At 43.2% G+C, this 24,165-nt stretch carries 30 protein-coding genes; 17 read left to right on the plus strand and 13 right to left on the minus strand.

The window, feature by feature from the left end; all coding sequences use genetic code 11:
* Nucleotides 1–37 precede the first annotated feature (37 nt).
* From NH399_RS23885 to NH399_RS23905, 5 genes are all read right to left on the minus strand, one after another.
* A complete protein-coding gene (locus NH399_RS23885; protein WP_253043848.1) occupies nucleotides 38–367 on the minus strand; it encodes a YbjQ family protein in 330 nt (109 codons plus the stop codon).
* Nucleotides 364–804: an anti-sigma factor gene (locus NH399_RS23890; RefSeq protein WP_253043849.1), complete on the minus strand. Its 441-nt coding sequence runs from the start codon at nucleotides 802–804 to the stop codon at nucleotides 364–366. The genes NH399_RS23885 and NH399_RS23890 overlap by 4 nt, the downstream gene beginning before the upstream one ends.
* A 4-nt stretch (nucleotides 805–808) precedes the next feature.
* Nucleotides 809–1,321, minus strand: coding sequence for a sigma-70 family RNA polymerase sigma factor (locus NH399_RS23895; RefSeq protein WP_253043851.1), 513 nt, complete (start codon nucleotides 1,319–1,321; stop codon nucleotides 809–811).
* Between the two features lie 73 nt (nucleotides 1,322–1,394).
* Nucleotides 1,395–2,006, minus strand: coding sequence for a tyrosine-protein phosphatase (locus NH399_RS23900; protein ID WP_253043852.1), 612 nt, complete (start codon nucleotides 2,004–2,006; stop codon nucleotides 1,395–1,397).
* Between the two features lie 274 nt (nucleotides 2,007–2,280).
* Entirely contained in the window at nucleotides 2,281–2,427 is a 147-nt protein-coding gene (locus tag NH399_RS23905; RefSeq protein WP_253043853.1) for a hypothetical protein, read from the minus strand.
* A 14-nt stretch (nucleotides 2,428–2,441) separates the two neighbouring features.
* On the opposite strand from NH399_RS23905, the gene NH399_RS23910 reads away from it, so the two are divergent.
* The 6 genes from NH399_RS23910 (at nucleotide 2,442) to NH399_RS23935 (ending at nucleotide 7,943) form a co-directional block, all read left to right on the plus strand.
* Nucleotides 2,442–2,861 carry a RidA family protein gene (locus NH399_RS23910; RefSeq protein WP_253043855.1) on the plus strand — a complete coding sequence of 140 codons (420 nt, stop codon included), beginning with the start codon at nucleotides 2,442–2,444 and terminating at the stop codon, nucleotides 2,859–2,861.
* A gap of 25 nt (nucleotides 2,862–2,886) precedes the next feature.
* Nucleotides 2,887–3,444: a 3-hydroxyanthranilate 3,4-dioxygenase gene (locus NH399_RS23915; RefSeq protein WP_253043856.1), complete on the plus strand. Its 558-nt coding sequence runs from the start codon at nucleotides 2,887–2,889 to the stop codon at nucleotides 3,442–3,444.
* 73 nt (nucleotides 3,445–3,517) lie between these two features.
* On the plus strand, nucleotides 3,518–4,339 hold the full coding sequence (locus NH399_RS23920; protein WP_253043857.1) for a cyclase family protein: 822 nt from the start codon (nucleotides 3,518–3,520) through the stop codon (nucleotides 4,337–4,339).
* Complete coding sequence (gene kynU / locus NH399_RS23925; RefSeq protein ID WP_253043858.1) at nucleotides 4,336–5,619, plus strand: kynureninase; 1,284 nt, start codon at nucleotides 4,336–4,338, stop codon at nucleotides 5,617–5,619. The genes NH399_RS23920 and kynU overlap by 4 nt, the downstream gene beginning before the upstream one ends.
* 15 nt (nucleotides 5,620–5,634) lie before the next feature.
* Nucleotides 5,635–6,993 (plus strand): NAD(P)/FAD-dependent oxidoreductase, encoded by a 1,359-nt coding sequence (locus NH399_RS23930; RefSeq protein WP_253043860.1) that lies wholly within the window; start codon nucleotides 5,635–5,637, stop codon nucleotides 6,991–6,993.
* Nucleotides 6,994–7,229: 236 nt separating this feature from the next.
* Complete coding sequence (locus NH399_RS23935) at nucleotides 7,230–7,943, plus strand: hypothetical protein (RefSeq protein WP_253043861.1); 714 nt, start codon at nucleotides 7,230–7,232, stop codon at nucleotides 7,941–7,943.
* 41 nt (nucleotides 7,944–7,984) lie between these two features.
* Here NH399_RS23935 and creD read toward each other — a convergent pair whose 3' ends face one another.
* From creD to mrcB, 3 genes are all read right to left on the minus strand, one after another.
* Complete coding sequence (gene creD / locus NH399_RS23940; RefSeq protein WP_253043863.1) at nucleotides 7,985–9,310, minus strand: cell envelope integrity protein CreD; 1,326 nt, start codon at nucleotides 9,308–9,310, stop codon at nucleotides 7,985–7,987.
* 84 nt (nucleotides 9,311–9,394) lie between these two features.
* Entirely contained in the window at nucleotides 9,395–9,817 is a 423-nt protein-coding gene (locus NH399_RS23945; protein WP_253043864.1) for an HIT domain-containing protein, read from the minus strand.
* 139 nt (nucleotides 9,818–9,956) lie between these two features.
* Nucleotides 9,957–12,173, minus strand: a complete 2,217-nt coding sequence (mrcB, locus tag NH399_RS23950) for a penicillin-binding protein 1B (RefSeq protein WP_253043865.1) — start codon at nucleotides 12,171–12,173, stop codon at nucleotides 9,957–9,959.
* A 233-nt stretch (nucleotides 12,174–12,406) separates the two neighbouring features.
* Between mrcB and thpR the strand changes: the two genes are divergently transcribed.
* A complete protein-coding gene (thpR, locus tag NH399_RS23955) occupies nucleotides 12,407–12,973 on the plus strand; it encodes an RNA 2',3'-cyclic phosphodiesterase (RefSeq protein ID WP_253043866.1) in 567 nt (188 codons plus the stop codon).
* On the opposite strand, the gene NH399_RS23960 is transcribed toward thpR, so the two are convergent.
* The 3 genes from NH399_RS23960 to ribA form a co-directional block, all read right to left on the minus strand.
* Nucleotides 12,959–13,486, minus strand: a complete 528-nt coding sequence (locus NH399_RS23960) for a GNAT family N-acetyltransferase (protein ID WP_253043921.1) — start codon at nucleotides 13,484–13,486, stop codon at nucleotides 12,959–12,961. The two genes, thpR and NH399_RS23960, sit on opposite strands and share 15 nt — an antisense overlap.
* A 15-nt stretch (nucleotides 13,487–13,501) precedes the next feature.
* Entirely contained in the window at nucleotides 13,502–14,794 is a 1,293-nt protein-coding gene (gene pepB, locus NH399_RS23965; RefSeq protein ID WP_253043867.1) for an aminopeptidase PepB, read from the minus strand.
* Nucleotides 14,795–14,875: 81 nt separating this feature from the next.
* Complete coding sequence (ribA, locus tag NH399_RS23970) at nucleotides 14,876–15,460, minus strand: GTP cyclohydrolase II (RefSeq protein WP_253043922.1); 585 nt, start codon at nucleotides 15,458–15,460, stop codon at nucleotides 14,876–14,878.
* A gap of 83 nt (nucleotides 15,461–15,543) precedes the next feature.
* On the opposite strand from ribA, the gene NH399_RS23975 reads away from it, so the two are divergent.
* The 10 genes from NH399_RS23975 (at nucleotide 15,544) to panC (ending at nucleotide 22,913) form a co-directional block, all read left to right on the plus strand.
* Nucleotides 15,544–15,930, plus strand: coding sequence for a Rieske (2Fe-2S) protein (locus NH399_RS23975; RefSeq protein ID WP_253043868.1), 387 nt, complete (start codon nucleotides 15,544–15,546; stop codon nucleotides 15,928–15,930).
* Nucleotides 15,917–16,630: a DNA/RNA nuclease SfsA gene (gene sfsA / locus NH399_RS23980; RefSeq protein ID WP_371876116.1), complete on the plus strand. Its 714-nt coding sequence runs from the start codon at nucleotides 15,917–15,919 to the stop codon at nucleotides 16,628–16,630. Before NH399_RS23975 ends, sfsA begins: the two co-directional genes overlap by 14 nt.
* A gap of 201 nt (nucleotides 16,631–16,831) precedes the next feature.
* On the plus strand, nucleotides 16,832–17,284 hold the full coding sequence (dksA, locus tag NH399_RS23985; protein WP_253043869.1) for an RNA polymerase-binding protein DksA: 453 nt from the start codon (nucleotides 16,832–16,834) through the stop codon (nucleotides 17,282–17,284).
* A 34-nt stretch (nucleotides 17,285–17,318) separates the two neighbouring features.
* Nucleotides 17,319–18,266: a tRNA glutamyl-Q(34) synthetase GluQRS gene (gene gluQRS / locus NH399_RS23990; protein ID WP_253043870.1), complete on the plus strand. Its 948-nt coding sequence runs from the start codon at nucleotides 17,319–17,321 to the stop codon at nucleotides 18,264–18,266.
* A gap of 41 nt (nucleotides 18,267–18,307) precedes the next feature.
* The gene (gene pcnB, locus NH399_RS23995; RefSeq protein ID WP_253043871.1) at nucleotides 18,308–19,666 is read left to right on the plus strand and encodes a polynucleotide adenylyltransferase PcnB; all 1,359 of its coding nucleotides are present in this window, start codon (nucleotides 18,308–18,310) and stop codon (nucleotides 19,664–19,666) included.
* A complete protein-coding gene (folK, locus tag NH399_RS24000; RefSeq protein ID WP_253043872.1) occupies nucleotides 19,663–20,148 on the plus strand; it encodes a 2-amino-4-hydroxy-6-hydroxymethyldihydropteridine diphosphokinase in 486 nt (161 codons plus the stop codon). Before pcnB ends, folK begins: the two co-directional genes overlap by 4 nt.
* Nucleotides 20,145–20,798, plus strand: a complete 654-nt coding sequence (locus NH399_RS24005) for a deoxynucleoside kinase (protein WP_253043873.1) — start codon at nucleotides 20,145–20,147, stop codon at nucleotides 20,796–20,798. Before folK ends, NH399_RS24005 begins: the two co-directional genes overlap by 4 nt.
* Before the next feature lie 16 nt (nucleotides 20,799–20,814).
* Nucleotides 20,815–21,612 (plus strand): 3-methyl-2-oxobutanoate hydroxymethyltransferase, encoded by a 798-nt coding sequence (gene panB / locus NH399_RS24010; protein ID WP_253043874.1) that lies wholly within the window; start codon nucleotides 20,815–20,817, stop codon nucleotides 21,610–21,612.
* On the plus strand, nucleotides 21,605–22,033 hold the full coding sequence (locus NH399_RS24015) for a hypothetical protein (protein ID WP_253043875.1): 429 nt from the start codon (nucleotides 21,605–21,607) through the stop codon (nucleotides 22,031–22,033). The genes panB and NH399_RS24015 overlap by 8 nt, the downstream gene beginning before the upstream one ends.
* Before the next feature lie 22 nt (nucleotides 22,034–22,055).
* The gene (gene panC, locus NH399_RS24020; protein WP_253043876.1) at nucleotides 22,056–22,913 is read left to right on the plus strand and encodes a pantoate--beta-alanine ligase; all 858 of its coding nucleotides are present in this window, start codon (nucleotides 22,056–22,058) and stop codon (nucleotides 22,911–22,913) included.
* A 73-nt stretch (nucleotides 22,914–22,986) separates the two neighbouring features.
* Here panC and NH399_RS24025 read toward each other — a convergent pair whose 3' ends face one another.
* On the minus strand, nucleotides 22,987–23,466 hold the full coding sequence (locus tag NH399_RS24025) for a cytochrome c5 family protein (protein ID WP_253043877.1): 480 nt from the start codon (nucleotides 23,464–23,466) through the stop codon (nucleotides 22,987–22,989).
* A gap of 169 nt (nucleotides 23,467–23,635) precedes the next feature.
* A complete protein-coding gene (locus NH399_RS24030; RefSeq protein WP_253043878.1) occupies nucleotides 23,636–24,037 on the minus strand; it encodes a biopolymer transporter ExbD in 402 nt (133 codons plus the stop codon).
* Nucleotides 24,038–24,165 lie beyond the last annotated feature (128 nt).

Raw genomic sequence — 24,165 nt, forward strand, 5'->3', positions numbered from 1 at the left:
GCCAACTCTTATTTTATAGAGTTGGCTGGTCGAGCTGTTAAATATCTTCAACGACTACCGCAGTGCCGAATGCGAGCAATTCTGCAGCACCCTGCGCCATCAAGCTGGTAGTAAAACGAGTCGAAACAATCGCATTAGCTCCCATTGAACGAGCTTCATCGACCATACGATCCAACGCCTGTTCACGACTTTCTGCCATAAGCTTTGTGTACTCATGAACTTCACCACCAACAATGGTGCGTAATCCAGCGAGAATATCTCTTCCAACATGGCGAGCTCTAATAGTATTGCCTCTCACCAAGCCCAATGTTTTTACTATTTTTTTGTTTGCAATGTCATCAGTGGTAACCACTAGAATATGACTCATAAATCTACCCCCTTATAACGATCCGTTTTTCGAGCAATAAGACGCTGCCTTAAAACACTGATAAACAAAAAGAACAATCCGCCAAAAATGCCACTGTAAATAAGCTTCAAAAAGATTGGAATGTCGCTGCTAAAGAAAAAATGAAAACCACAAAAAGCAACAAGAAAAGAGCAACCAACACTCAACAAAAACCAGCCAATGGTTTGCATCGAACGAGCAGGTGCATCTTGCATGATTTCATCCAATATTTCTTCAGGCATCGCGGGTTTCTCCATATTACCAACATTAACTTTCAGTTGTTTTAGTTCCTCTAACATCTTCCTGCAATCGTCGCAGGACGATATATGCAAATGAACTTTCTGTGACTGCTGCTGAGTCAACTCGCCATCTATATAACCCGATAGTAAGGTTTCAATTTGTTTACATTGCTCAGTCATAGTTTTAGCCTTTCAACGTCTTGTGATCGGACAACATAGCCAGCTTTTCTCTCAAAGCCATACGTGCTCTGTGCAGTCGCGACATCACAGTGCCATTTTCTACCCCTAAAATTCTGGCAATATCGGCATAACTAAAGCCTTGCCAATCTTTTAATAGAATAATTTCTCGCTGTGCTTCGCTTAATTCGCTTAGCGCCTGTTGAATCTGTAGCTGTACCTGCTTTTGATGCAAAGAGGCCTCAGGCTCGTTGCATTCGGCCGCAGTCAAGGAGGCTTCCTCTGCATCGACGGTTGGACGGCGCTTACGAGTACGTAATCGGTCAATCACTTTATTACGCACAATCGTATAAAACCAAGCTTTAAATTGACCCGATTCTGTCGGTACCGCCGAGTGCTTCAAAATGGTATGCAGACTATCCTGAACAACATCTTGAGCATCCTGCTGGCAGCCCAGCATTTGGGCTGCTAAAGCATAAGCCCCTTTTGAGTGCTCAATGTAATATTGATTCAGTTGCACCAACGAAATACTCCTGCTTCTTATATTTAATCGTTACTAATAAAACGCAGCCGACACCATTTTATTCCCTTATTTATGGATTTTTTTTCTGTTCATCATTCAGCTTCAATTGCTTGCGCATTTTTTGTACATCTAAATTTGCCAAGAGTTGGGGCAAATTGTCATAGATCTTATGGAAGCCATAGCTCCCTAGCAACATCTCCTCAATGGCTTTCTCTTTACTCCAACCCTGCACAACAATACGGTAGGCAGCGGCCACAGCCCCGGTACGATCAGAGCCATGCCAGCAATGCCACATGATGGGTTGCTTGCGTTGAGTAATTACCTTTAAAGCCTGTAATAGCTGTGCTTCGCTTACTGTTGCAGCATTCATCTTGATGCGGTGCAAATTAAACGCAAATTTTTCTGCCTCATCATCGTCAGAATGGAATTCGCGCAAATTAAGGACTTCACGTACTCCCAGACGCCAAAGTTCATCAAATCCCTTTTTATCAGGCTGGCCGCAACGATACACTCCCTCATCCAGTTGAAAACAATTTTCCAGCTCTTGTGTCACTAAAGGCTGAGCCCACTCAGCGGGTCTCACAAACGGCTTGCTAACATCATCTTTTGACCAGCAAGATGCAGTAAAGGTCGTTAAGACCATTAATATCAAAGCAAAATTCTTAATCTGGGGAAAGTTCATCTAGCTCTCCAAACGACTCTATTTAGCACAACCTTAGATCGATGAGATAGGAATAGCAAATACGGTATCGCAGAGCCAGAACGCCCTTAACTCGCGCTTTGAATGCCCTTTCTGCTCCTGGTCAAACCTTAATCGAGCCACAACTCAAATGCTTTACAAAAGCTCGTTTTCGCAGTATAAAACCGCTATGAATATGTTTATGTCAATCAACAAAACATCCAGCTCTATTTTTGCCAGCCGCAACGGCTGCAAAAGCGTACTGAGCTAACCCCATTCATACGGCAATCTTGCTGTAGATATCTTTTTGCAATATCGAACGGCTAAGTTCGACTTCTGCAACTATTCTTATTTTCCATAACAACAAATAATGTCTGGTAGTTAATGTGCCAATCACTTTACTGAGCACAGCTATCAATAACATCTAAGGAATCCATTATGAGTCACAGTGATCGATTTGATTCGCAAAAAGCCCCAGAACCCGTTGGACTTTACCCCCATGCACGAAAAGTCGGAGACTTGTTGTTTTTGTCTGGTGTCGGCCCACGTCAACGAGGTACCAAAGACATTCCAGGCGTCACTCTGAATGAGGCTGGCGATATTGTTGATTATGATATTGAAGCTCAATGTCGTAGCGTTTTTGATAATGTACGCATGATTCTTGAAGAGTCAGGATCAAGTTGGGACAAACTGGTTGATGTCACTGTCTTTTTAACCAATATGAAAGATGACTTTAAAACCTACAATAAAATTTATGCCGAGTATTTCCAGAGCAACCAACCTTGCCGAACAACGGTAGAAATCAACTCGCTTCCAACGCCTATCGCAATCGAATTAAAGTGCATCGCCACACTTTAAGCCAGCAATAAAAAGGACCAGAACCATGACAGCACCGATGCAAGTAATAAACTTTCAACAGTGGATTGACGATAACCGCGACAAACTCAAGCCACCCGTATGTAACAAAGAAGTTTATCGTGAAGGCGACATGATCATTATGGTCGTCGGTGGGCCCAATGGCCGTCGAGACTATCACTTTAATGAAGGTCCAGAGTTCTTTTATCAACTAGAAGGCGAAATGCTGCTGAGAACGCAACAGAATGGAAAAATTGTAGACTACCCCATCAAGCAGGGAGAAATCTTTTTACTCCCTGCCAAAATTCCTCATTCTCCCATTCGCTATGCAAACTCTATTGGTTTGGTGATTGAGCAAGTTCGACGTCCCGAAGAAAATGATGGGCTTATGTGGTTCTGCGAAAACTGCAATCACAAACTGTATGAGGAGTACTTTCATCTTACCGATGTCGAGAAAGATTTTTTCCCCGTGTTTGACCGTTTCTTAAATAGCGAACAGCATCGCACTTGTGATCAATGCCAAACGGTTATGCCAAAGCAAAATAAACTACAGCTTGAAGGCGTCGCTCCAGGGACTCCAATCTAATGCTAACTCTTGATAGTCATGCCTTACCGAAATGGTCGGGTATCGATAGATCCATATTGATGGAGAGCAGACAATGAAACTGCAACTAGAGCTGAACCAACAGCGTTATCAGATTCGCTGGGACCAGGCACAGAGTCTTTCGATCCCATTAGCCTTTAATGGTGAACAGCCGAATCATTTTGGTGTCCCTCCTGCTACAGCCAAAACTCTTGAAGCCGTAGGCTTTGTGGGTGACACAAGCCGTGGTGGTAGCTGTAATGTGCGCACTCTTGAGCTGATACCTCACTGCAATGGTACTCATACAGAATCGGTTTCTCATATCGTAAATGATGATGTCATGGTTGGAGATTTGGCCACAGAGTTAATGCCCGCCACGCTTATAACCGTGACACCTCAAGTAGCAAGCTCGATTGATGAAAGTTACCAGCCACCGTTGCAAGATAATGACTTAACAATTTCTCGTGCAATGTTGGAACAGGTTTTAGCAACTACATCATCGTCCTGGCAAAAAGCACTTATTGTACGAACACTTCCCAATCCAACTGAAAAACAAAGCTGGGTATATAACTCTGATCGTGAACCGCCCTTTTTTACCAATGATGCCTTATTGTATCTATTAGAACGCGGTGTAGAACATTTGCTTGTCGACTTTCCTTCTATCGACAAAATGTACGACGATGGAAAGCTCTCTAACCACCATCACTTTTGGCAGGTAGCAGCAGAAACTCATGCTCTAAGTGCAGACTCAAAAACTCAACGAACGATTACCGAGTTGATTTATGTGTCCACTGCCGTAACTGATGGCAACTACCTGCTTAGCTTGCAACTACCACAATTTTTGTCAGACGCCGCTCCTAGCCGTCCGATTATTTATCCTCTGGAGTTAATAGAATGACTTTCGAAAATAGTTTAGCTTACGCAAAAAAAATGGATACCAATGATCCTTTGGCACCGATGCGTGAGCAATTTCATATCCCTAAGCACAGCAATGGTGAAGATGAAATTTATCTTTGTGGAAACTCTTTGGGCTTACAGCCATCAAGAACACAAGAGTATTTAAATTACGAATTATCGCAGTGGCAAAAGCTGGGAGTGAAAGGACATTTTTCTGGCGACTTTCCCTGGATGCCCTATCACGAATTTCTCAGTGAAGGCTTTGCAGATCTGGTAGGAGCCAAGACCAGTGAGGTGGTTGCCATGAACTCGCTCACTGCCAACCTGCACTTTATGATGGTAAGTTTCTATCGACCAACGGCAACACGACATAAAATTCTTATCGAAGATCATGCATTCCCTTCTGATCATTATGCGGTTGAATCACAGATCCGTTACCATGGTTTTAATCCTGACGAGTCGATGTTACTGATTAAACCTCGAGAAGGCGAAGAGCTGATCCGTGACGAAGATCTCATGGCCTTAATCGAAGAAGAAGGTGATTCCATTGCATTAATTATGCTACCTGGTGTTCAATATTACACAGGGCAGGTGTTCGATATGGAAGCCATTACCAAAGCAGGACATAACAAAGGGTGTAAAGTGGGTTTTGATCTGGCTCATGCCGCCGGAAACATTACCATGTCATTGCATCAGTGGAATGTAGACTTTGCTTGCTGGTGTACTTATAAATACCTCAACTCAGGGCCCGGCTCTGTTGCAGGATGTTTCGTACACGAGCGCCATCACAGTGACAAATCTTTGAACCGTTTTGCTGGCTGGTGGGGACACGATAAAGAAACACGCTTTAAGATGGCCAATCACTTTATTCCTATGGAAAGCGCCGAAGCCTGGCAAGTATCTAATCCCCCCATCCTTTCTTTAGCGGCTATTCGCGCCTCGCTGGATACTGTCAAACAGGCTGGCGGTATCAAAGCGTTGCGAGAAAAATCCTTGCAGCTCACTGGGTTCTTGCGCTTTTTGTTGGAGCAGGAGCTAGGTGAAGACATTAATATTCTGACACCGACAGAAGACAAAGCCCACGGTAGCCAATTGAGTTTAACAGTCGATACTCATGGCATTGATGGCAAAGTGGTTTTTGAGCGTATTGAAGCGGCAGGAGTCACCGGTGATTGGCGCTATCCGAATGTTATTCGTGTCGCTCCGGTGCCTCTTTATAACAGCTTCGAAGATTGTTATCGCTTTGTACAAATTCTTAAACAAAGTCTGCAACCAGAATAAGCCGGAGCCCATAACATGTCAGATAAAAACATTACGCTCATTGGCGCTGGCTTGGTAGGAAGCTTGCTCGCTGTTTACCTGGCGAGAAGAGGTTTTAATGTCGAAATATTCGAGCGCCGCCCAGATATGCGCAAAGAAAACATTTCTGCTGGCCGTTCCATTAACCTGGCGCTAGCCAATCGAGGCATTTATCCATTGCAACAAGCAGGTTTGATGGATCATGTTAGCCCTATGCTAACACCAATGAAAGGACGCATGATTCACGATAAATCAGGAAACCAGAGCTTACAGCCTTATGGGCAACGTCCTGAAGAGGTTATCTATTCTGTCTCCCGAGCCGACTTAAATAAGCTTTGTATGACTCAGGCAGAGCAGTTAGGTAACGTATCCATTCGTTTTAATCAACGCTGCGAAAGCATCGACTTTGATAACAACGAACTGCTACTTGTGGATGAAGAAAACGGCAACCAATATCGACATACTTTTACGCGTGTTATCGGAACTGATGGCAGCGCTTCGGCCATTCGAGAATCTATTCAGCAAAAACAAAATGGCAAAAATAGTGTTGAGCCTTTAGACCATAGCTACAAAGAACTCTGTATTCCACCATCGCCCAACGGTGACTTTCAGATGGAACCGAACGCCTTACATATATGGCCTCGTGGTGGTTATATGGTCATTGCCTTGCCGAATATAGATGGCAGTTTTACAGTGACCCTGTTTATGCCTAACGAAGGTCCCGTAAGCTTTGAAAGTATTAAAGATAAAACCTCTCTGGAAACCTTCTTCGCCGAGCAGTTCCCCGATGCAAAAGCGTTGCTTCCTGACTTAGAGTATGACTACTTCAATAATCCAACAGGTCGTTTGGCTACGGTACGAACTTCTCCCTGGTACTATCAGGATAAAGCACTGTTACTTGGCGACGCGGCTCATGCGATTGTACCTTTTCATGGCCAGGGAATGAATTGCGGTTTTGAAGATGTCTGGGACTTCGATCAATGCATTGAGCAATTTGGTGATGATTGGCAGCAAGTTTTTGCCGAAACAGAAAAGCGACGTATTGATAATGGCAACGCCATTGCCGATATGGCTCTAGAGAACTACATAGAAATGCGCGACTCTGTTAACGATGCTCGTTATCTATTAAAAAAGCAACTTTCTTTTGAGTTAGAAAAGCGCTGGCCCAATCACTTCATCCCAAGATATTCAATGGTGATGTTCCATCGGCTTCCCTACTCAGAAGCTTTTCAGCGAGGGAAAATTCAGAATAGAATTTTAGATGAGCTAACTGAGAATATAACAGATATTAAACAGTGCGATATGGAGAAAGCTCAACATTTGATAATGAGAAAGTTACCAGAAATAATTAGCTAACCTCTTTGCGGCAATGTAAGCAACAGTTTACATTGCCGTAAAAAAAGAAGTAAGCATCCCTTGTTCAGAAGCCCCTAAAAATCTCTTTCATCAATTCAGCACAAAAGTAGTAATAAATCACTGAGATTTACTCAGCATTTTTTGTTAGTAACTAAAAAAATAAGTTGATTTTGCGCACTTCCTAGGTATTTTGCTACTTCAAACATTAAAGATCACTCTTAACAAAAGGAAGTAATATGCGCATATCAATAGTTACTCTATTTTTCCTATTGGCATCCAATCTCTATGCATTAGATGACAGCAGAATGAAGTCTCTGACCGAGCTGATGGTTGTAGGGTGTTCGCTGGGACAAACTCTCGAGATAGAAGCAGGATTAAATGGGAAACTGTCTATTATAAAGCAAGGTGCTAAAGCGAACTTCAATGCTCGGCAATCAGAAATCCCCAGTATTATTCGTTTTATTGCATCCGACGAACTCAAAGGGGAGCAAGCAAATCAAACCAGGCAATGTATGCAGCATTATATGGATAAAATTTTCGCAGTTGTACTTAACAAAACCAATACTGAGTTCGTTTTGTCCAACAAGAATGGAGTTCTCTACAAACTCCATTCTTGTAATAAGATTGAGAGAAACAACCTTGAATGCCAGCTGACAATTACAAGTTCCTACCAAGATAGAGAACTGTCTACATTGGGAGAAATATTTGATGACTCTGGAAATCAATACTTTGCATCCAGTATTGCTATTGCCAATCATAAAAGGAGCGATAAGAAGATAAGTCGAGTCCCCCTTATCGCAGATGTACCGATGAAGATGTCTCTGACATTTAATAATGTTTCAACTAACGCCAAGGCGCTTTCTTTACTTAAAATATCAACAACGACTAAAACTAACGGAAAATTAGAAAGCAGTAGCGTTAGCTTTCGAGAAATAACGATCAATCAATAATAGAAAAAGCCAGCAGAGCCCTCCTCTGCTGGCACACCTATTTACTTAGCAGCCTGCCGAGTTAAAGTTTTAGACCAGTCAATGTTTCTTGTAAAGATCATCACTGATGCCAAAGCAAAAAACAGCAACATAGTTCCCGACAAAAAGGCATAGTCTTCCGACTGAATAATAAGATAAAGCGTTGAGTCTAATCCCGCCAACATGGCAATAAGAGAACTAAGCTGTTTGTTACATAATTTTGCCTTCATATAGAATGCGATAAGACTAATACAGGCAATGGATGAAATCACATAAGCCATGAAGAAGTTTGCTTGTTCCGAAATGGCTATCAACAATAAGTAAAACAAAGACAGTGCGAAACCTACCAGCAAATATTGAACTGCATGGATATGAATTTGATACATTAATTCAAATAAAATAAATACCACAAATGTCATTACGATCACTAAAAGACTGTACTTGATAGCTCGTTCGGATTGCACATAGCTATCAATAGGATTAATTTGCCTCACAGCTAACTCAAGGTTATTTAGATATTCACAATGCCCACCTAAACATGAGGTCAACGCATCGCTAATGGCAGAAGAGTACTCTCCTGTCTCCCAGGAGGCTTCATAACCGGATGCGTCAATGCTTCTGGTTTGGGGCAAAAAACGTCCGACAAAAGAAGGATGTGGCCAATTGGACTTCACTGCAAGTTGGGTGTGTTTCGCAGAAGGTATCCAGGCAATTTTTGACATACCTTTTAGTTTGAAAGAGGCGTCTATACTAAAAGAGTCAGAGTTGGGATTATCTAAGAAAACGTGGAGCCCAAATGGTGAGTGCGCTAGTTGACTCCCTGGTAAAAAATTTTTTTCTCTCTCATTAATCACTATTTTAGGGATATCAGAAAACCCACGTTTATCTGTCACGGCTATTGCTATAAATGGCTTTTTAATTTGGACTCTCTCGCTATTTTTTGCATCCTTTATAAACTGAGAATTTATCTTTCCGGATATATTTATATCGGCCATATAAACAGGAACATTAAAGATCCCTCGTTGCTGAGTCTCAGAAACCAGTTCGGTTGTTACATCGAGCATATCAAACGCTTCGTAGTGCAGTTTATGCTCAACAACTTTCTGTAAAGTATATTTTTCTAGCTTATTGTCCCAGCTTTTCTTTTGAGAAATGATTTTGTGAGGAATGACTAAAATAGGGAGCAAGATACTCTGTTCATGAGTCCAGCTTTCGGCAATTGACTGACGAGCTTCTTCTTGATATCCAGAGCGCTCATAGATTGTGCTTTCAATACTGCTCAGTAAAATACTTAATAAAATAAAGATTGCTAATAAAGCGCCAGCTTTAATAAAACTGATTTTGCTCACCACTTTTCTCCCCCAAAATAAAAACTAAAGATAGGGAGAAAAAGTGGCGAAAATATGGCAGAAAGAAGGGTAATCTATGATGAATCAGGCAATCAGATTTTGAGCCTTTAATTCTTGAATAATATTATCTATGGTCTTTTGCTGATGTTCTTGCTGATAGGCCAATGTTGGATGGGCTCCCCAAACAGGCCCAGGCCACGCTTTATCATCGGTGTTTCTGGCAATAACATGAATATGTAGCTGACGAACAATATTACCTAAAGCACCAATATTAAGTTTGTGGGGTGAAAAAAGTTTTTTCATTAATTGGCTGATTAATGCAATTTCTTCCCATAATTGGCGCTGATCAGATTTTGATAGCTCATACATCTCAACAATATTTTCTCGACGTGGTACCAAAATAAGCCAGGGGTATTGTTCATCATTCATTAATTGCAGACGACACAGGGTCATATCTGCAATAAATGCAGAATCATTGTCTAGCTGATTATCCAGTATAAATTCCATTATAAATATCCTTTTAAGTCACTCTCTATTCATGACGCCATAATTACCTTAATCCCAACACGAGTTCAAGAAAAAACAACGGTTTCATGCGGTTTTTCCCTGAATTTTGCAGAAATACGGCACTCTGATTAGATTTTACTCATAAACCTCCACAGGGCTGAGTCGCCGTAAAACTCCCTCCTTTGACATGAGGAATACAAGCCTCATCTGCTCTCCCCTTACGCCACTCAATAGCTCCAGGAGGCTGCAATATCAAAGCTTCTTGTTCTACTTCTGCAATCAAATCTCCCCAAACCTTCATTGCTCCGGTAGCACCAGTAAGCCCAGTACTTTTATTATCGTCTCGACCAACCCACACCACCGATAAAAAGTTTTCACTCATCCCGGCAAACCAACTGTCCTTCGTGTCATTGGTAGTGCCTGTTTTGCCAGCAAGATTAAGTTGCGGCAAACGCCAGTGTAGACTTTTGGCCGTTCCACGGCGCACCACTTGCTGTAATGTATGATTGATCAAAAATACACTGTCTTCTGATAGCTTCTTCTTTGCAATAACAGGATAACGACTCAGCAATTGTCCCTGGTTATTCATAACCGAGCTGATCACCGATGTGTCTAGAACCAGCCCACCCGAGGCCAACGACTGATAAAGCTTTAAAACTTCCCATGGCGACATCTCTTTCGCTCCTAGTGCCAAAGAAGGAAAAGCGATAAGCGGACGGGTATAACCCGCCTGACGCAGCAACTCAATCACTTCATCAACACCGACGGATAGTGCCAGATGCGCGGTAGCCAGATTGTAGGATTCAATCAAAGCTCGCTGTATTGAAACTTCGCCATGCTCTTTCCGATCATAATTTTGTGGTCGCCAGACACTGCCATCCGTTGCCGTCATACTAAAACTCTGGTCACTAAGAGATGAACTTAGCGAATACTTATCGGATGCTTGCAGCGCCGTTAAATAAACGAAAGGCTTAATCACAGAGCCTGTTTGGCGATACGCATGTAATGCTCTATTAAATCCCTGATAATTAGGCTGACGATCGCCCACTACAGCTAACACTTCACCACTAAATCGGTGGCTGACAACGACAGCCCCTTGTAATTGTTTCTGGCTATTGGCATCCAGTTTATTAAGACGTGATTGAAGTGCTTTTTCTGATTGCTTTTGTACAACAGGATCTAACGTTGTAAAAACCTTTAAACTGCCGTGTTCAAGTTGCTCTTGAGAATAATGCTCGCGCAACTGTAATCTTATTAGCTCCATCGCGGCGGGCATGCGTGATGACTTAATAGGAGATTTTTGACTAATCGCCAAGGATTTGCTTGTAGCTAATTCCCATTGTTGCTGATTGATGCGTTGTTGCGACAACATTAAATCTAGAATCAAGTTACGCCGCTTTAATGCCCGTTCGGGATGACGCCTGGGTTCATAATATGAAGGGCCTCGCACCAACGCAACCAAAGTGGCTGCTTGCGCCAAGTTGATATCTTCCAACTTACGATTAAAAAAGAATTCGCTGGCTTTGGCAAAACCATGAATGCTCAAGGCACCATCTTGCCCCAGGTACACTTCATTAATATACGCCTGAAGAATTTCGGATTTACTATAACGCCATTCTAGAAGCACAGCCATAATGGCTTCGGTTATCTTTCGAGTAAGCTTTTTCTCATTAGTTAAAAAATAATTCTTAACCAACTGCTGAGTGATGGTGCTTCCCCCTTGAACCGCTTTACCTTCGGCAAGGTTGCGCGAGAAAGCTCTGAGGATACCTGTAATAGAAAGTCCCCAGTGATGGTAAAACTGCCGGTCTTCAGAAGCGATTAAAGCTTCCATTAAATAAACAGGAACCTGCTGTATATTAACTACTTCTCGCTGTTCTTTAACCAACGGGTTAATCGAACCTAATAACAAAGGATCAAGACGCTGATAAGCAAGCGGTTGGTTAGTATCTAGAGAAGTCAGTTGAGAAATCTGCCCTGACTCTATGACCAGCGAAAAGCGTTGAGCTTTTTGTTGGCGATCAAAAAAATGAAAGCCTCTGCCATAAATAGCAAAATAATTATCGTAGCGCTCGTATTCCCCTGGACGAGTTGCTTTTACCTTTTTTCGATAACCCAACAACTGTAATTCTTGCTCTAGGTGCTCTGTCTGAATCAATAACCCAGAATAGAAAGTAAGAGGTCTTGCATAGACTTTGGCAGGTGCAACCCAACGATTTTCTGCAAATCGACGTTCAATCAAAGCATCACAATAGATAACGAAAAAAGAAAAATAGAGAAAGAAAATAGCCGCAAGACGCTGCATAAAACGCCGGAACGGACGATCTGTTGGGTGGCTCTTTGACGATTTTGCCATAGCGTCGAATTAATGAACTACGATAATATGGCTATTGTACTGTGTTATGGAATATTGTGCCAACGATTGCCTTAGCCTCCCAGCGAGATAAAACTTTGCTTAAATATGCTATTGTGAAGAGCTAGAGGTGTAATGCAACTATTCTGTGGTACCATAAAATACAGAATGATAGTTAATGCTCTGGTAATGAGCCACTGGCAACCGTTGCAGTGTTAGTTTTTTAAGGTAGTATCATGAGACTGAGTTCACGGGGTAAGCATCGCCTTTTTTTTGCATTGGATTTTGAACCTTCCTTTAAACAATCTCTGGCGCAATGGGCTCAAAGCATCGCTTATGATGGACGAGCAGTAGACACTTATAATTATCATTTGACTTTGCAGTTTTTAGGCACTGTAAATAACCATCAAGTGTTTGACATTATTGATGCCATTGGTGATAACAAGATTCGTTCCTTTTCTCTCAGTGCGAATAAAACGGGTTACTTCCCTCGCAATGAAATACTCTTTGCAGATATAGAGCAAGGCCTGGGTTCTATTAATGAGCTGGCCTCTTTTTTACAGAGCCAACTAAAATCGATCGACTTTATTAAACGTGAGAAAAAATCCTTTCATCCCCATATCACTCTATTTCGAGATGCTCCACCACCTAGCGAGAGCTTTGTAACCACAGAACTATCAACTCACATCTCTGATTTCGTATTGATGGAATCTATTAACGTAAAATCAGGGGTTCATTACGAAGTTGTTGAAGCTTGGCCACTCTACAAAGGCAGTATTAAAGAACAATTACTTGGCCGCTAACACTTTACCCTCTAAATAATCTTCTGCGCTTAAAATGTATTGGTGCCACTCATCGCCCTTATCGAAAAAATGATGGGAGTAACGAAACCCCAGCTTTTTTAGCAAATGAATAGAAGCAAGATTTGCATGGTGAGCTCGTCCGACAATGGTCGATAACTGATACCGACTAAACCCTAGTTGCAAGCACTGCATCGCAGCTTCTGTAGCAATTCCCTCATTCCATCGATGATGAACAACGCGAAATCCAAGATCCGTTTCGCCATTGGATTCTGAGAACTTTAGTCCACAGAATCCAAGATACTCTTTGGTCGCTTTATCTCTTAATGTCCAGCGACCAAATTGATGGTGCTGATAATGCGCATACTGTTGCAAAAAATCTCGGCAGGCTTGCAGCGATGCAAAAGGCTCATCCCCCGTATACTGCAATACCTGCGAATTTTGATTCATGGCAAAAAAACCTTCAGCGTCTTCTTGAGCAAACTCGGTTAAGATTAAGCGCTGAGTTGTTGCCACGATTTTCAATCCATATTACTCCTGCTCTAACAACGCTCGCGCCAAAGTTCGTATACCATGGCCACTGCCACCTGCCGCTAAATAGGCAGAGTCAGAAGCATTCATAGCAGAGGCTAAATCAACATGTAACCACTGGCAATTCTTGCCAACAAAGCGCGAAAGGAAACCAGCAGCATTACTTGCACCACCCGGACCACCACCTTTAACTGGACGACTATTAGCCGTATCCGCGTAAGAAGAAGGACAGTTTGTTGCGTGATGTGGATCCAGTGGTAAAGGCCAGTGTGCTTCGCACTCAGCAGCGGAGTAATTTAAATAGGCTTCTCGTAATGCCACATCAAAACTGAAAACCGCATTGTACTCATCACCCACCGCCGTGACAGCAGCACCGGTAAGTGTCGCGGCATCAAAAATATTTTTGGCTTTTGACTCTGTTGCCAAAATTAATCCATCAGCCAAAACTAATCGTCCTTCAGCGTCAGTATTAACAACTTCAACAGAAACGCCATTTTTATAAGTTAAAACATCACCCAGTTTATAGGCATGCCCACTCACCATATTTTCGGCACAACATAAATAAAGTTTCACACGCGTATTCAAACCACGAGCAATGGCTAATGCCAATGCAGCGGTTACGGTAGAGGCGCCACCCATATCGGCTTTCATGTGCAACATGGACTCGCTAGCCTTTAGACTGTATCCACCGCTATCAAAAGTAATCCCTTTACCAACTAAAGCCGTGACGGGTGCCTTATCTCCCCAACCAACGGGCGTAAAGTCCAACTCAAGCAACGCAGGAGGACGGTTGCTGCCACGTCCAACACCGTGAATGCCAACCCAGCCCTCAGTGGCCAAGTCATCCCCTTCAACAATACGATACGAAACCTGATCGGGAGCAAAACTCGATACAAAATCTGCAGCGTTTTGTGCCAGCACCACAGGTGATAAATCTTCAGGCGTGTGATTGATTTGCTGACGGCACCAATAGCTGGTTTTGATTAATGCCTGCAAGTCATTCGCTTCTTCGGCTTCTAACTCAGCCCATTCAACTTCAGGTACAAAACGGGCACTATACATAGCCTGCGCAAACGCAAACTGATGCTCTTTGTCCCAACCTTCTCCCACCAATTTAAATTGCTGAAATCCCATCCCCAAAAGTCGTCGACCAGCAGCCTGAATACATCGCAGACGCATCGCCTTCTTTAAATGAATAATGCCTTCATCCGCATCAAAGGACAGTAAAGAGCTAGCAGGCCAGATACCTTCTGGTGCCGATTCAGAGATTCGTAAGTGTAATTTTTGATTCATGGGATTCCATTTTATTTGTGTGATATCAATCAAGTTGATAATAGGGTAGAAAGACATCCTACCCTGATGTTTCCAGTCAATTTATAACAAATGGCCTAATTTGCCTGTTTTGGTATTTAAGTATTTTTCGTTATGAGGATTGCGGCCAAACTTCATAGGTACGCGCTCTGACACTTTGAGGCCAGCATCCACCAAAGTTCCCACTTTACGTGGATTGTTCGTCATCAGTTTCACTTCTTTAACCCCGAGAGCTTCTAATGTCTCAACGGCAATAGAAAAATCACGTGCGTCCGCATCAAAACCAAGACTCTCGTTAGCCTCAACGGTATCCATTCCCTTATCCTGCAAAGCGTAGGCTTTTATTTTATTCACCAGGCCAATGCCGCGTCCTTCTTGGCGTAAATACAAGAGCACGCCGCGACCTTCTTCGGATATCTTCTTGAGAGCAGCTTCTAACTGAGGACCACAATCACAACGCATGCTAAACAAAGCATCTCCAGTCAAACACTCTGAGTGGATTCGCACTAATACTGGCTCTTCGCCGGATAAATCGCCCATCGTCAGAGCAATATGCTCTTTGTCAGAATCATTATCTTCTAATGCGTGAATTTCAAATTCCCCCCAGGCTGTGGGTAATTTTGCGCTTGCAGCATCAACAAGTGACATAGTTTGTTCTTCATACAACATCATTAATGTCCCTATTCTACATCATTCAACCTCAGGGCTACAGTTTTTGGGTATTCGGTATAATGAATGCCATACTTTCTGAACCCCTAGACATCGACATTGCTATGACGCTACACCCACTTTGCCAAGTGACTGACATTGAGCCTGATCAGGCGATTAAGGTGCTCTATCAAGAGCAAGAAATCATCGTGGTTCGACGAGGTGAGCAAGCATTTGCTTACTACAATCGCTGCCCTCACGCAGGAGCTAAGCTGGATATGAATTCAGAAAACCTGATTTCTTTTGACCAATTTCATCTATTTTGCTCGGTCCACGGCGCTCTTTTTCATCCAGCAACCGGTTATTGTGTGGCAGGCCCATGCAGCGGTCAAAGCTTAACCCCATTGCCCGTGACAATCAGAGAAGGTAAGGTGTGCGTTTTTTCTGACGGCACCCATGATGAAGTTTGAATCAGGTTTGATTAAAGCCCGCTTAATTAAGCGCTATAAACGTTTTCTGGCAGATGTGGAGCTAGAAAATGGCGAGCAAATTACCGTCCATTGCCCCAATACAGGCTCAATGAAAGCATGTTGGGAGCCCGACTGGACAGCCTACCTACTGGATTCCAATAACCCCAAACGTAAATATCGTCATACTTGGACATTGGTTGAGAACTTTGCTGGAGAGAGGATAGGAGTAAATACTCACTTAGCAAATACTCTTGTCGAGGAAGCCATTGAGAATGGTACTATCAAGGAACTTGAGGGGTATCAGCAACTTCAGCGAGAAGTTAAATATGGTAACGAAAATAGCCGTATCGACTTTCTGGTGCACGATAAAGACAATCAGCCCGTCTATGTCGAGGTAAAAAGCGTCACTCTTAAAGAAGATGACGGCATTGGCTACTTTCCAGATTCCGTGAGTACTCGAGGACAAAAACACTTGCGCGAGCTGACCGAGCTGGCACAAACAGGCAGCGCGAGAGCCATTTTACTGTTTTGTGTTCAGCATACCGGAATAAACCACGTCAAGCCCGCGCAGCATATTGATGCTAAATACGCCGAACTCCTTGCTATTGCTATCGAAGCGGGAGTTGAAGTGATTGCTTACGGTTGCTCTCTCAGCTCAGAATCAATGGTTATTAAAGGCCCGCTTACCTTTACTCTGTAACAATTATTTTATGGAATAAGCGAATATGGCACTTGAAAGCTACAATTAAGTCCCCATAATGCCTGTTTACCGTTTATTGTTAAATATGGTATACAATCGACGGTTTGTAGCAAGCATAAACCGGACAGGCAGTCCAAACGATGACCTGTATTCAGGTTTAAGACGCAATTGACTATCGCAACTAAATGCTGGGAGCAGTAAATGGCTCGAAAATTTGAAACCACAGCAACCTCAACGACTTTGGGGAATTTAGGTATCGCGCCTTATGAAGAAAAAGAAGGCGAAGAATATATGAGCGAAGGCCAGAAGGTGCACTTCCGCTTAATATTAGATACTTGGAAAACACAGTTAATGGAAGAGGTGGACCGAACGGTTAACCACATGCAGGATGAAGCGGCAAACTTTCCAGATCCTGTCGATCGTGCTAGCCAGGAAGAAGAGTTCAGTTTGGAGCTTCGAACTCGTGACCGAGAGCGTAAGCTACTGAAAAAAATTGGTGAATCCATTCAAACTCTTGACGACGACGAATACGGCTACTGTGAGTCTTGCGGCATCGAAATCGGTGTTCGCCGTCTTGAAGCTCGTCCTACCGCAACTCTTTGTATCGACTGTAAAACACTGTCAGAAATCAAAGAAAAACAGTTAGGCAAATAACTTCTAATAAAGGGCGGAGCAGCGCCCTTTATTTATGACAGAGCATCTTGTGACTCATCAAGCAAATGGTGAGCCCCTAATGTGGCGGGGCCGTTTTGCGCCATCTCCTTCTGGCCGATTACACTTCGGCTCTCTTGTTGCAGCCTTAGCAAGCTACCTTGAAGCCCGTTCTCGCAATGGTGAGTGGCTGTTGCGCATTGAAGATTTAGATCCCCCAAGAGAACAACCTGGTGCAGCCGATGACATTTTGACGACATTGGAACACTTTCACCTACACTGGGACGGATCAGTCCTTTACCAAAGCCAACGTCATCAACGCTACGAGGAAGTTCTGCAACAACTTGCAGCTCAGCAGCAGATCTATGCTTGTGATTGCACCCGCAAACGCATCAAAGAAGCAGGAGGACTTTATCCTGGTTTGTGTCGATCACGCCATCTTGCTTTAGACTCAGCAAACACCTCCATCCGCTTAAAAATAGACAAGCCAATGACCTCCTTTAAAGATCGGATACAAGGTGAAGTATCCGTCTCTGCCCCTATAGCGGCCGAAGACTTTATTATTCGACGTAAAGACGGTTTGTTCGCTTACCAATTAGCGGTAGTCGTTGATGACATCGACAGCCAGATCAATCATGTAGTACGGGGAGCCGATTTGCTGGATTCCACTCCTCGTCAATTACAGCTATACCATTTGTTGGACGCAAACCAGCCGGATTATTTTCATGTTCCGCTGGCTTCTAATGTAGATGGAAGCAAATTCAGTAAGCAGAACTTCGCTACAGCTATCGATCCAGAGCAAGCCAGCAGTCAATTAACCAATGCTCTGATATTTCTCAATCATCCACCACCGACCGAGTTGCACAACGCATCCTGCGAACAACTTTTAACCTGGGCCCAAACCAACTGGAATCATCAGAATGTCACTGCAAGCTATTCTCAGACGGTAGATTCTTCTGGCAAAAGGCTTCCAAATAAACAGTGAGCTGGTATGATCCGTTTCTTTCGCTACAAGATAAGGGTGTTATGCTGAAGCAGTTCTGGCAAAAGCTATTTGGAAATTCCTCTGCAACGGAGAAGCAACGGGAAGTGGTTGTTGTTCCACGCTCAGAGCACAATATATCGCGCCAGGATATCAGCGTTAATGCGCTTAAAGTGCTTAATCGCCTACGAAAATCCGATTACGATGCCTATCTAGTCGGCGGTGGTGTTCGTGATATTTTGCTCGGTTTTCATCCAAAAGATTTTGATATCGCCACCAATGCAACACCTGAGCAAATCAAGCGCCTGTTCCGTAATTGCCGTATTATTGGTCGTCGTTTCAAGCTTGCTCACATTCTTTTTGGTCACGAAATAATCGAAGTGGCCACCTTCCGTGCCAGTCACAATGAAGCCAGCCCACACGGCGAGCAAAGCGAATCCGGTATGTTGGTGCGCGACAATGTTTATGGCTCAATAGAAGATGATGCCTGGCGCCGAGATTTTACCGTTAACGCTCTGTACTATTCTATCAATGATTTTAGCGTGATCGACTTTACCGGAGGCTTAGAAGATCTACGTAAAGGTCAACTACGTCTGATTGGCGATCCCATCACTCGTTATCGAGAAGATCCCGTCAGAATGTTGCGCGCCATCCGACTGGCCGCCAAGCTTGGCTTAAAGATTGAAGAAAAAACAGCAGAACCTATTTTTGATCAAGGTCAGCTTCTGACGAATGTTTCTGCCGCCAGATTGTGGGACGAAAGCCACAAGCTACTGCTAGCAGGCAAATCTCATGACACCTTTTTAGAACTAAAAAGATACGAGTTATTCAAACAACTCTTCCCAGCAACTCAAAGCGCTCTGGATGATGATCCTAAGCAGCGTTTTATTCGCTTTGTTGAAGCTTCATTACAAAGTACCGACAAACGCATTGCAGAAGAAAAGCCAGTCACACCTGCTTTCTTGTTTTCGGTATTTTTATGGGCTCCACTTAAGGTGCGCGTTAATGAGCTAACTGAACAAGGCATGTCAAAGAACGATGCTTATCACAAAGCTATGACTCAGGTGCTCACCGAACAAAGCCAATTCATTTCTATTCCGCGTCGTTTTTCTATTGTGATCCGTGAAATCTGGTCATTACAGCCCAGGTTAGAAAACCGCAGCCATCGAGCCTATAAGTTACTTGAGCATCCGCGCTTTCGCGCAGCTTATGACTTCCTGGTTTTGCGAGCTGTGGGTAACGAGCAATTACAATCGACTGCCAGTTGGTGGACACGCTATCAAGAAGCACCACCCGAAGGTCAACGCAAGATGACTCAGGCTCTGACGAAGTCCAATAAGCGCGGTGGTAAACGACGCTACAACCGCAAGCGTAAACCCAATAAGAATCCAACGGCACAATGACAGCGATTGCTTATATTGGTTTAGGTAGCAACTTGAGTGACCCAATAGCTCAAGTTAATAACGCTTTACAAGCATTAGAGACACTTCATGATAGTAAGTTACTCAATGCATCTGCTTTATACCGAAGTGCTCCCATGGGACCACAAGATCAAAATGATTACATTAATGCCGTTGCCGAGTTGTCGACATCTCTAGCGCCCATTGACTTGCTGGATGCATTACAAGCGATAGAGAATGAGCAGGGGCGCGTGCGTATTGGAGAGCGTTGGGGTCCAAGAACACTAGATTTGGATATACTCCTGTACAATAATAAGATCATCGAACATCCTCGATTAACCGTTCCGCATTATGGAATGAAAGAACGTAGCTTTGTGTTAATACCTCTGGCAGAAATTGCTCCAGAGCTGGTTTTACCCGATAACACTCCATTGTCCGATTTGGTTGCCAACCTAGCAAAAGATGACATAGAGAGAATAACGTGACTGAAACCTCTGCGAAAAAACTGATTGCCATTGAAGGCCCTATTGGTGTCGGAAAAACAACATTAGCCAGGCGTCTGGCAGAACACTATCAGGCAGAACTCCTTTTGGAAGGGGCAGAAGATAATCCCTTTTTGCAACGCTTCTATCAAGATCCAGAAACCGGAGCATTGCCAGCACAATTATTTTTTCTTTTTCAACGAGCCCAGCAGCTTAAAGACATTAAACAAAGTGATATGTTCATCCCTGCTCACGTGGCTGACTTTTTAATGGAAAAAGATCGCCTGTTTGCGCGGGTAACATTAAATGATGATGAACTTTCTTTGTATGAAAAAGTTTACGAAAATCTTACGATAGATACTCCTCAACCCGATTTGGTTATTTACTTGCAGGCACCCGTCGATGTTTTGTTGGAACGCATTCGCAAACGCGGACGAGCAATGGAAATGTCGATAGCAAAAGATTATGTACGCAAAATCAGTGATGCTTATATGGAGTTTTTCCATTACTACAACAACTCTCCATTACTAATTGTTAATGCTTCCGGTATTGATCTGGTCGCTAACGACAATGACTACCAGCAATTGCTGGAGCAAATAGAAAAAACCACGAGCGGTCGGCATTACTTTAATCCATGTACGATTCCGCATTAGATAGAGAGTGACCATTATGAAAAAAACGACTCTGCATACGCTTCATAGTTTAAAAGACAAAGGGGAAGCCTTTACAGTATTAACGGCTTACGATGCAACGTTTGCTCGTTTATTAGATCAGTGCGGCGTCGATGCCATTTTAGTGGGAGACTCCTTGGGCATGGTCATTCAGGGTCACAATACAACCGTACCTGTGGCCATGGAAGATTGCATCTACCATGTAGAATGTGTGGCCCGAGCAACTCAATCGGCTTTGATCATTGCCGATATGCCTTACATGAGTTACGCCACACCAGAACAAACCTTTCACAATGCAGCTGCTCTTATGCAGGCTGGTGCCAATATGGTAAAAGTGGAAGGCGGAGAGTGGTTGATGGAATCTATTGAAGGACTGGTTCAACGTGGTATTCCTGTATGTGCTCACCTTGGCTTAACGCCGCAATCGGTTGACGCTTTGGGAGGCTTTAAAGTACAAGGTCGTGACGAAGAAGGCGCGACAAAGATATTAAACGATGCATTAGCCCTCGAAAAAGCAGGCGCAAGTTTGCTTGTTCTTGAATGTGTCCCGGCAGAGCTGGCGCAACAAATCACTACAGCCCTTTCTATTCCGACGATTGGAATCGGCGCGGGCTCTGACTGTGATGCTCAGGTGTTGGTGCTACAAGATATGTTGGGACTCAATACTCAGTTCACCCCTAAGTTTGTTAAAAACTTTATGCAACAAGCCGGTGGCAGCGTGCAGGATGCAATCGACCTTTACATAAAAGAAGTTAAGGAGCGAAGCTTCCCAGCAGCGGAGCATACATTTGAGTAACCCCTCAGATAATCCCTATCAAGCGCCTTCTAGTGAGGGCGTTGATTTGGCCGATCAACTATTGCTCAACCAAAACTTGCTGGGTACTGCTGTTGGTACCGTTTCAGGTCTTGTCCCAGGTTTAATTGTCGCAGCACTATTGGCCCAATATCCTTTTGTCGCTTTTTTAATTCCTGGTATTGCAGCCGGTTTGCTGGCGCGTTTTTGTGGACGCGGCATAGAATTTAAACATGCATTACTCTGTGCCCTGCTAACCTTTTTTGTTTCTGCCGCTTTTCAATATTATTTGTTCCAAGACTTAAGCTCGATATTGGTGCTAATCCCTTCTGCCATTGTTGCCGCCTATTTGTCTAAGCGACGATTAAAAAGAGATGAAAGTGACGCCATCTATCGACGACTGACTCTTAAAAAATCTGAGTAACTTTATTCAAGCGATACACACTATGCTGATATTTAACAAAACACTCGAACTCCAGAATCATATTCACCAGCTTAAAAAAGCCGGAAAAACCATTGGCTTTGTTCCAACGATGGGTAACCTCCACCAAGGCCATTTGAGTCTGGTAAAACAAGCTAAACAGCATGCGGATGTAGTGGTTACCAGCATTTTTGTTAATCCCTTACAGTTTGGACCTAACGAAGATTTTGATAGTTATCCAAGAACAGAAGAACGGGATCAAGAGTTACTCAAAGCGGAATCAGCCGATGTTTTATTCTTACCTACCGTAGATCTAATTTATCCTCAGGGGCAAGAAGTTCACACTAAAGTTGAAGTCCACTCTTCACTTACGAATAAGCTATGTGGTGCTAGCCGCCCTACTCACTTTTTGGGTGTGACCACTATCGTCAATAAGTTATTTAATATTGTTCAGCCAGATGTAGCCATTTTTGGAAAAAAAGATTACCAGCAATTAATGGTTATCAAACGCATGGCTTCGGATCTTTGCCTACCAATAAACATTCTAGGCGGTGATATAGTACGTGAAGACAATGGCCTGGCGATGAGCTCAAGAAACCAATACTTAACCACAGAGCAAAAAGATGAAGCCTCACTATTGCAAAAAACTTTGCAATCTATGAAGCAAGCACTCGAATCAGGCAACCAAGATTTTGGTGCGATAGAAAACAACGCCAGACAGCAACTGGAAGAGCATGGTTTTAAAGTCGACTATCTAACGGTCTGTCGGCAGTTTGATTTGGAACCAGCCAGTAAGGAAGACAAAGAACTTGTTATTGCTGCGGCAGCCTGGTTAGGCCAACCAAGATTGCTGGATAATTTGGAAGTGAACTTAAGTTCTTAATACTCGAAAAGTAGAAAAGCACAAAAAAAGGCGCTTAAAGCGCCTTTTTTAGATTAGCTAGTGTAGCGAATCATTACTTCGCACTGCTAATCATATACTCGATAGCACCTTTGATCTCATCATCAGAACAATCGCTACAAGTACCTTTCGGTGGCATCGCATTGATACCGCTGATAGCAGTAGCAACCAGGCCGTCTAAGCCTTTGCTTGCCTCAAGATCGGTCCATTGCGAAGTGCCATATTTAGGCGCGTTTAGCAAACCAGAGCCGTGGCAGGCTGCACATTTGGTATTGTAAACATCTTCACCGCTACGAGGGCCTGTCGCTACAGGAGCCGCAGGAACTTTTGCTGCAGGAACATCATCACCCGCAACGTAAATTTTGCCAACAGGGCGAGTACGCTCGGCCACTTTTTTGTCACCAAGAAGCATATTTTCTTTTTTCTCAATATACGCTTTGCTCTTTTCTTCTTTTTTCTCTGCTGCAACAGCTGATCCGACTGTTATTGCGCTGCAGATTACTGCTAACAACCACTTGTTTTTCAAAGATTTCATCTCTAAAAGTGCCCTCAGTTAAAGCCTCAATTCAAAGGTCAAAAATTGTTCTATTGTCTCAACTGCCTCTATTATAACGCGAATTACGTAGCCCTTACAAAGTTCTGTACAGCAAAGCAGCAAAATCAATTTAATGAGCTTTGCAGGGCAACTAAGCTCTTTATGTCGGCTATGATTCAAGCGTGACAGAAACTTGCTCGATTTTAGCACTTCTGGCCGCATCCATAGCCGAAAGTACTCCCTGAGTGCTCGTATTTTCATGCACTTTCACAATGATCGTGGGATTTCTCTTATTCGCTTTCCAGCCCTCAATTCGAGCCTGTAACGCATCAATATCCGTCATCTGTCCAGCAACGCTGATTCCATCAAGTTCATCAATCTGAATCACCAAAACCGCGCTTTTCTCTTCGATGATATTTTCTTGGTGATTGCGACTACTCTTCAACAACTCAACACTCGATTCTTTAACAAAAGACGTCGTTACAATAAAGAAGATCAACATGATAAATACAATATCTAACATAGGCGTCATATCAACATGATGACTCTCTTCTTGATGCCTTAATCTCATACAACCCTCCAAGCTAACTTATTGTTATTCAGTCAAAATCATTCCTTTTATGCTGCAGTGCAATTTATTATCACTAGCTCACAAACCTCTCTTTCCCTCAATAAACATAACGAGTAGAGATGAACAAA

This window comes from Pleionea sp. CnH1-48 (genome assembly GCF_024124665.1).
In the GTDB taxonomy this organism is placed as follows: Bacteria; Pseudomonadota; Gammaproteobacteria; order Enterobacterales; family Kangiellaceae; genus JAMXSB01.

Coding starts and splice junctions, on each gene's coding strand:
- NH399_RS23885 (WP_253043848.1), bottom strand. CDS start 367: ATGAGTCATATTCTAGTGGTTACCACTGATGACATTGCAAACAAAAAA.
- NH399_RS23890 (WP_253043849.1), bottom strand. CDS start 804: ATGACTGAGCAATGTAAACAAATTGAAACCTTACTATCGGGTTATATA.
- NH399_RS23900 (WP_253043852.1), bottom strand. CDS start 2,006: ATGAACTTTCCCCAGATTAAGAATTTTGCTTTGATATTAATGGTCTTA.
- NH399_RS23905 (WP_253043853.1), bottom strand. CDS start 2,427: ATGTTATTGATAGCTGTGCTCAGTAAAGTGATTGGCACATTAACTACC.
- NH399_RS23910 (WP_253043855.1), top strand. CDS start 2,442: ATGAGTCACAGTGATCGATTTGATTCGCAAAAAGCCCCAGAACCCGTT.
- NH399_RS23915 (WP_253043856.1), top strand. CDS start 2,887: ATGACAGCACCGATGCAAGTAATAAACTTTCAACAGTGGATTGACGAT.
- NH399_RS23920 (WP_253043857.1), top strand. CDS start 3,518: ATGAAACTGCAACTAGAGCTGAACCAACAGCGTTATCAGATTCGCTGG.
- kynU (WP_253043858.1), top strand. CDS start 4,336: ATGACTTTCGAAAATAGTTTAGCTTACGCAAAAAAAATGGATACCAAT.
- NH399_RS23930 (WP_253043860.1), top strand. CDS start 5,635: ATGTCAGATAAAAACATTACGCTCATTGGCGCTGGCTTGGTAGGAAGC.
- NH399_RS23935 (WP_253043861.1), top strand. CDS start 7,230: ATGCGCATATCAATAGTTACTCTATTTTTCCTATTGGCATCCAATCTC.
- NH399_RS23945 (WP_253043864.1), bottom strand. CDS start 9,817: ATGGAATTTATACTGGATAATCAGCTAGACAATGATTCTGCATTTATT.
- mrcB (WP_253043865.1), bottom strand. CDS start 12,173: ATGGCAAAATCGTCAAAGAGCCACCCAACAGATCGTCCGTTCCGGCGT.
- thpR (WP_253043866.1), top strand. CDS start 12,407: ATGAGACTGAGTTCACGGGGTAAGCATCGCCTTTTTTTTGCATTGGAT.
- pepB (WP_253043867.1), bottom strand. CDS start 14,794: ATGAATCAAAAATTACACTTACGAATCTCTGAATCGGCACCAGAAGGT.
- ribA (WP_253043922.1), bottom strand. CDS start 15,460: ATGTCACTTGTTGATGCTGCAAGCGCAAAATTACCCACAGCCTGGGGG.
- NH399_RS23975 (WP_253043868.1), top strand. CDS start 15,544: ATGAATGCCATACTTTCTGAACCCCTAGACATCGACATTGCTATGACG.
- sfsA (WP_371876116.1), top strand. CDS start 15,917: ATGATGAAGTTTGAATCAGGTTTGATTAAAGCCCGCTTAATTAAGCGC.
- dksA (WP_253043869.1), top strand. CDS start 16,832: ATGGCTCGAAAATTTGAAACCACAGCAACCTCAACGACTTTGGGGAAT.
- gluQRS (WP_253043870.1), top strand. CDS start 17,319: ATGACAGAGCATCTTGTGACTCATCAAGCAAATGGTGAGCCCCTAATG.
- pcnB (WP_253043871.1), top strand. CDS start 18,308: ATGCTGAAGCAGTTCTGGCAAAAGCTATTTGGAAATTCCTCTGCAACG.
- folK (WP_253043872.1), top strand. CDS start 19,663: ATGACAGCGATTGCTTATATTGGTTTAGGTAGCAACTTGAGTGACCCA.
- panB (WP_253043874.1), top strand. CDS start 20,815: ATGAAAAAAACGACTCTGCATACGCTTCATAGTTTAAAAGACAAAGGG.
- panC (WP_253043876.1), top strand. CDS start 22,056: ATGCTGATATTTAACAAAACACTCGAACTCCAGAATCATATTCACCAG.
- NH399_RS24025 (WP_253043877.1), bottom strand. CDS start 23,466: ATGAAATCTTTGAAAAACAAGTGGTTGTTAGCAGTAATCTGCAGCGCA.
- NH399_RS24030 (WP_253043878.1), bottom strand. CDS start 24,037: ATGAGATTAAGGCATCAAGAAGAGAGTCATCATGTTGATATGACGCCT.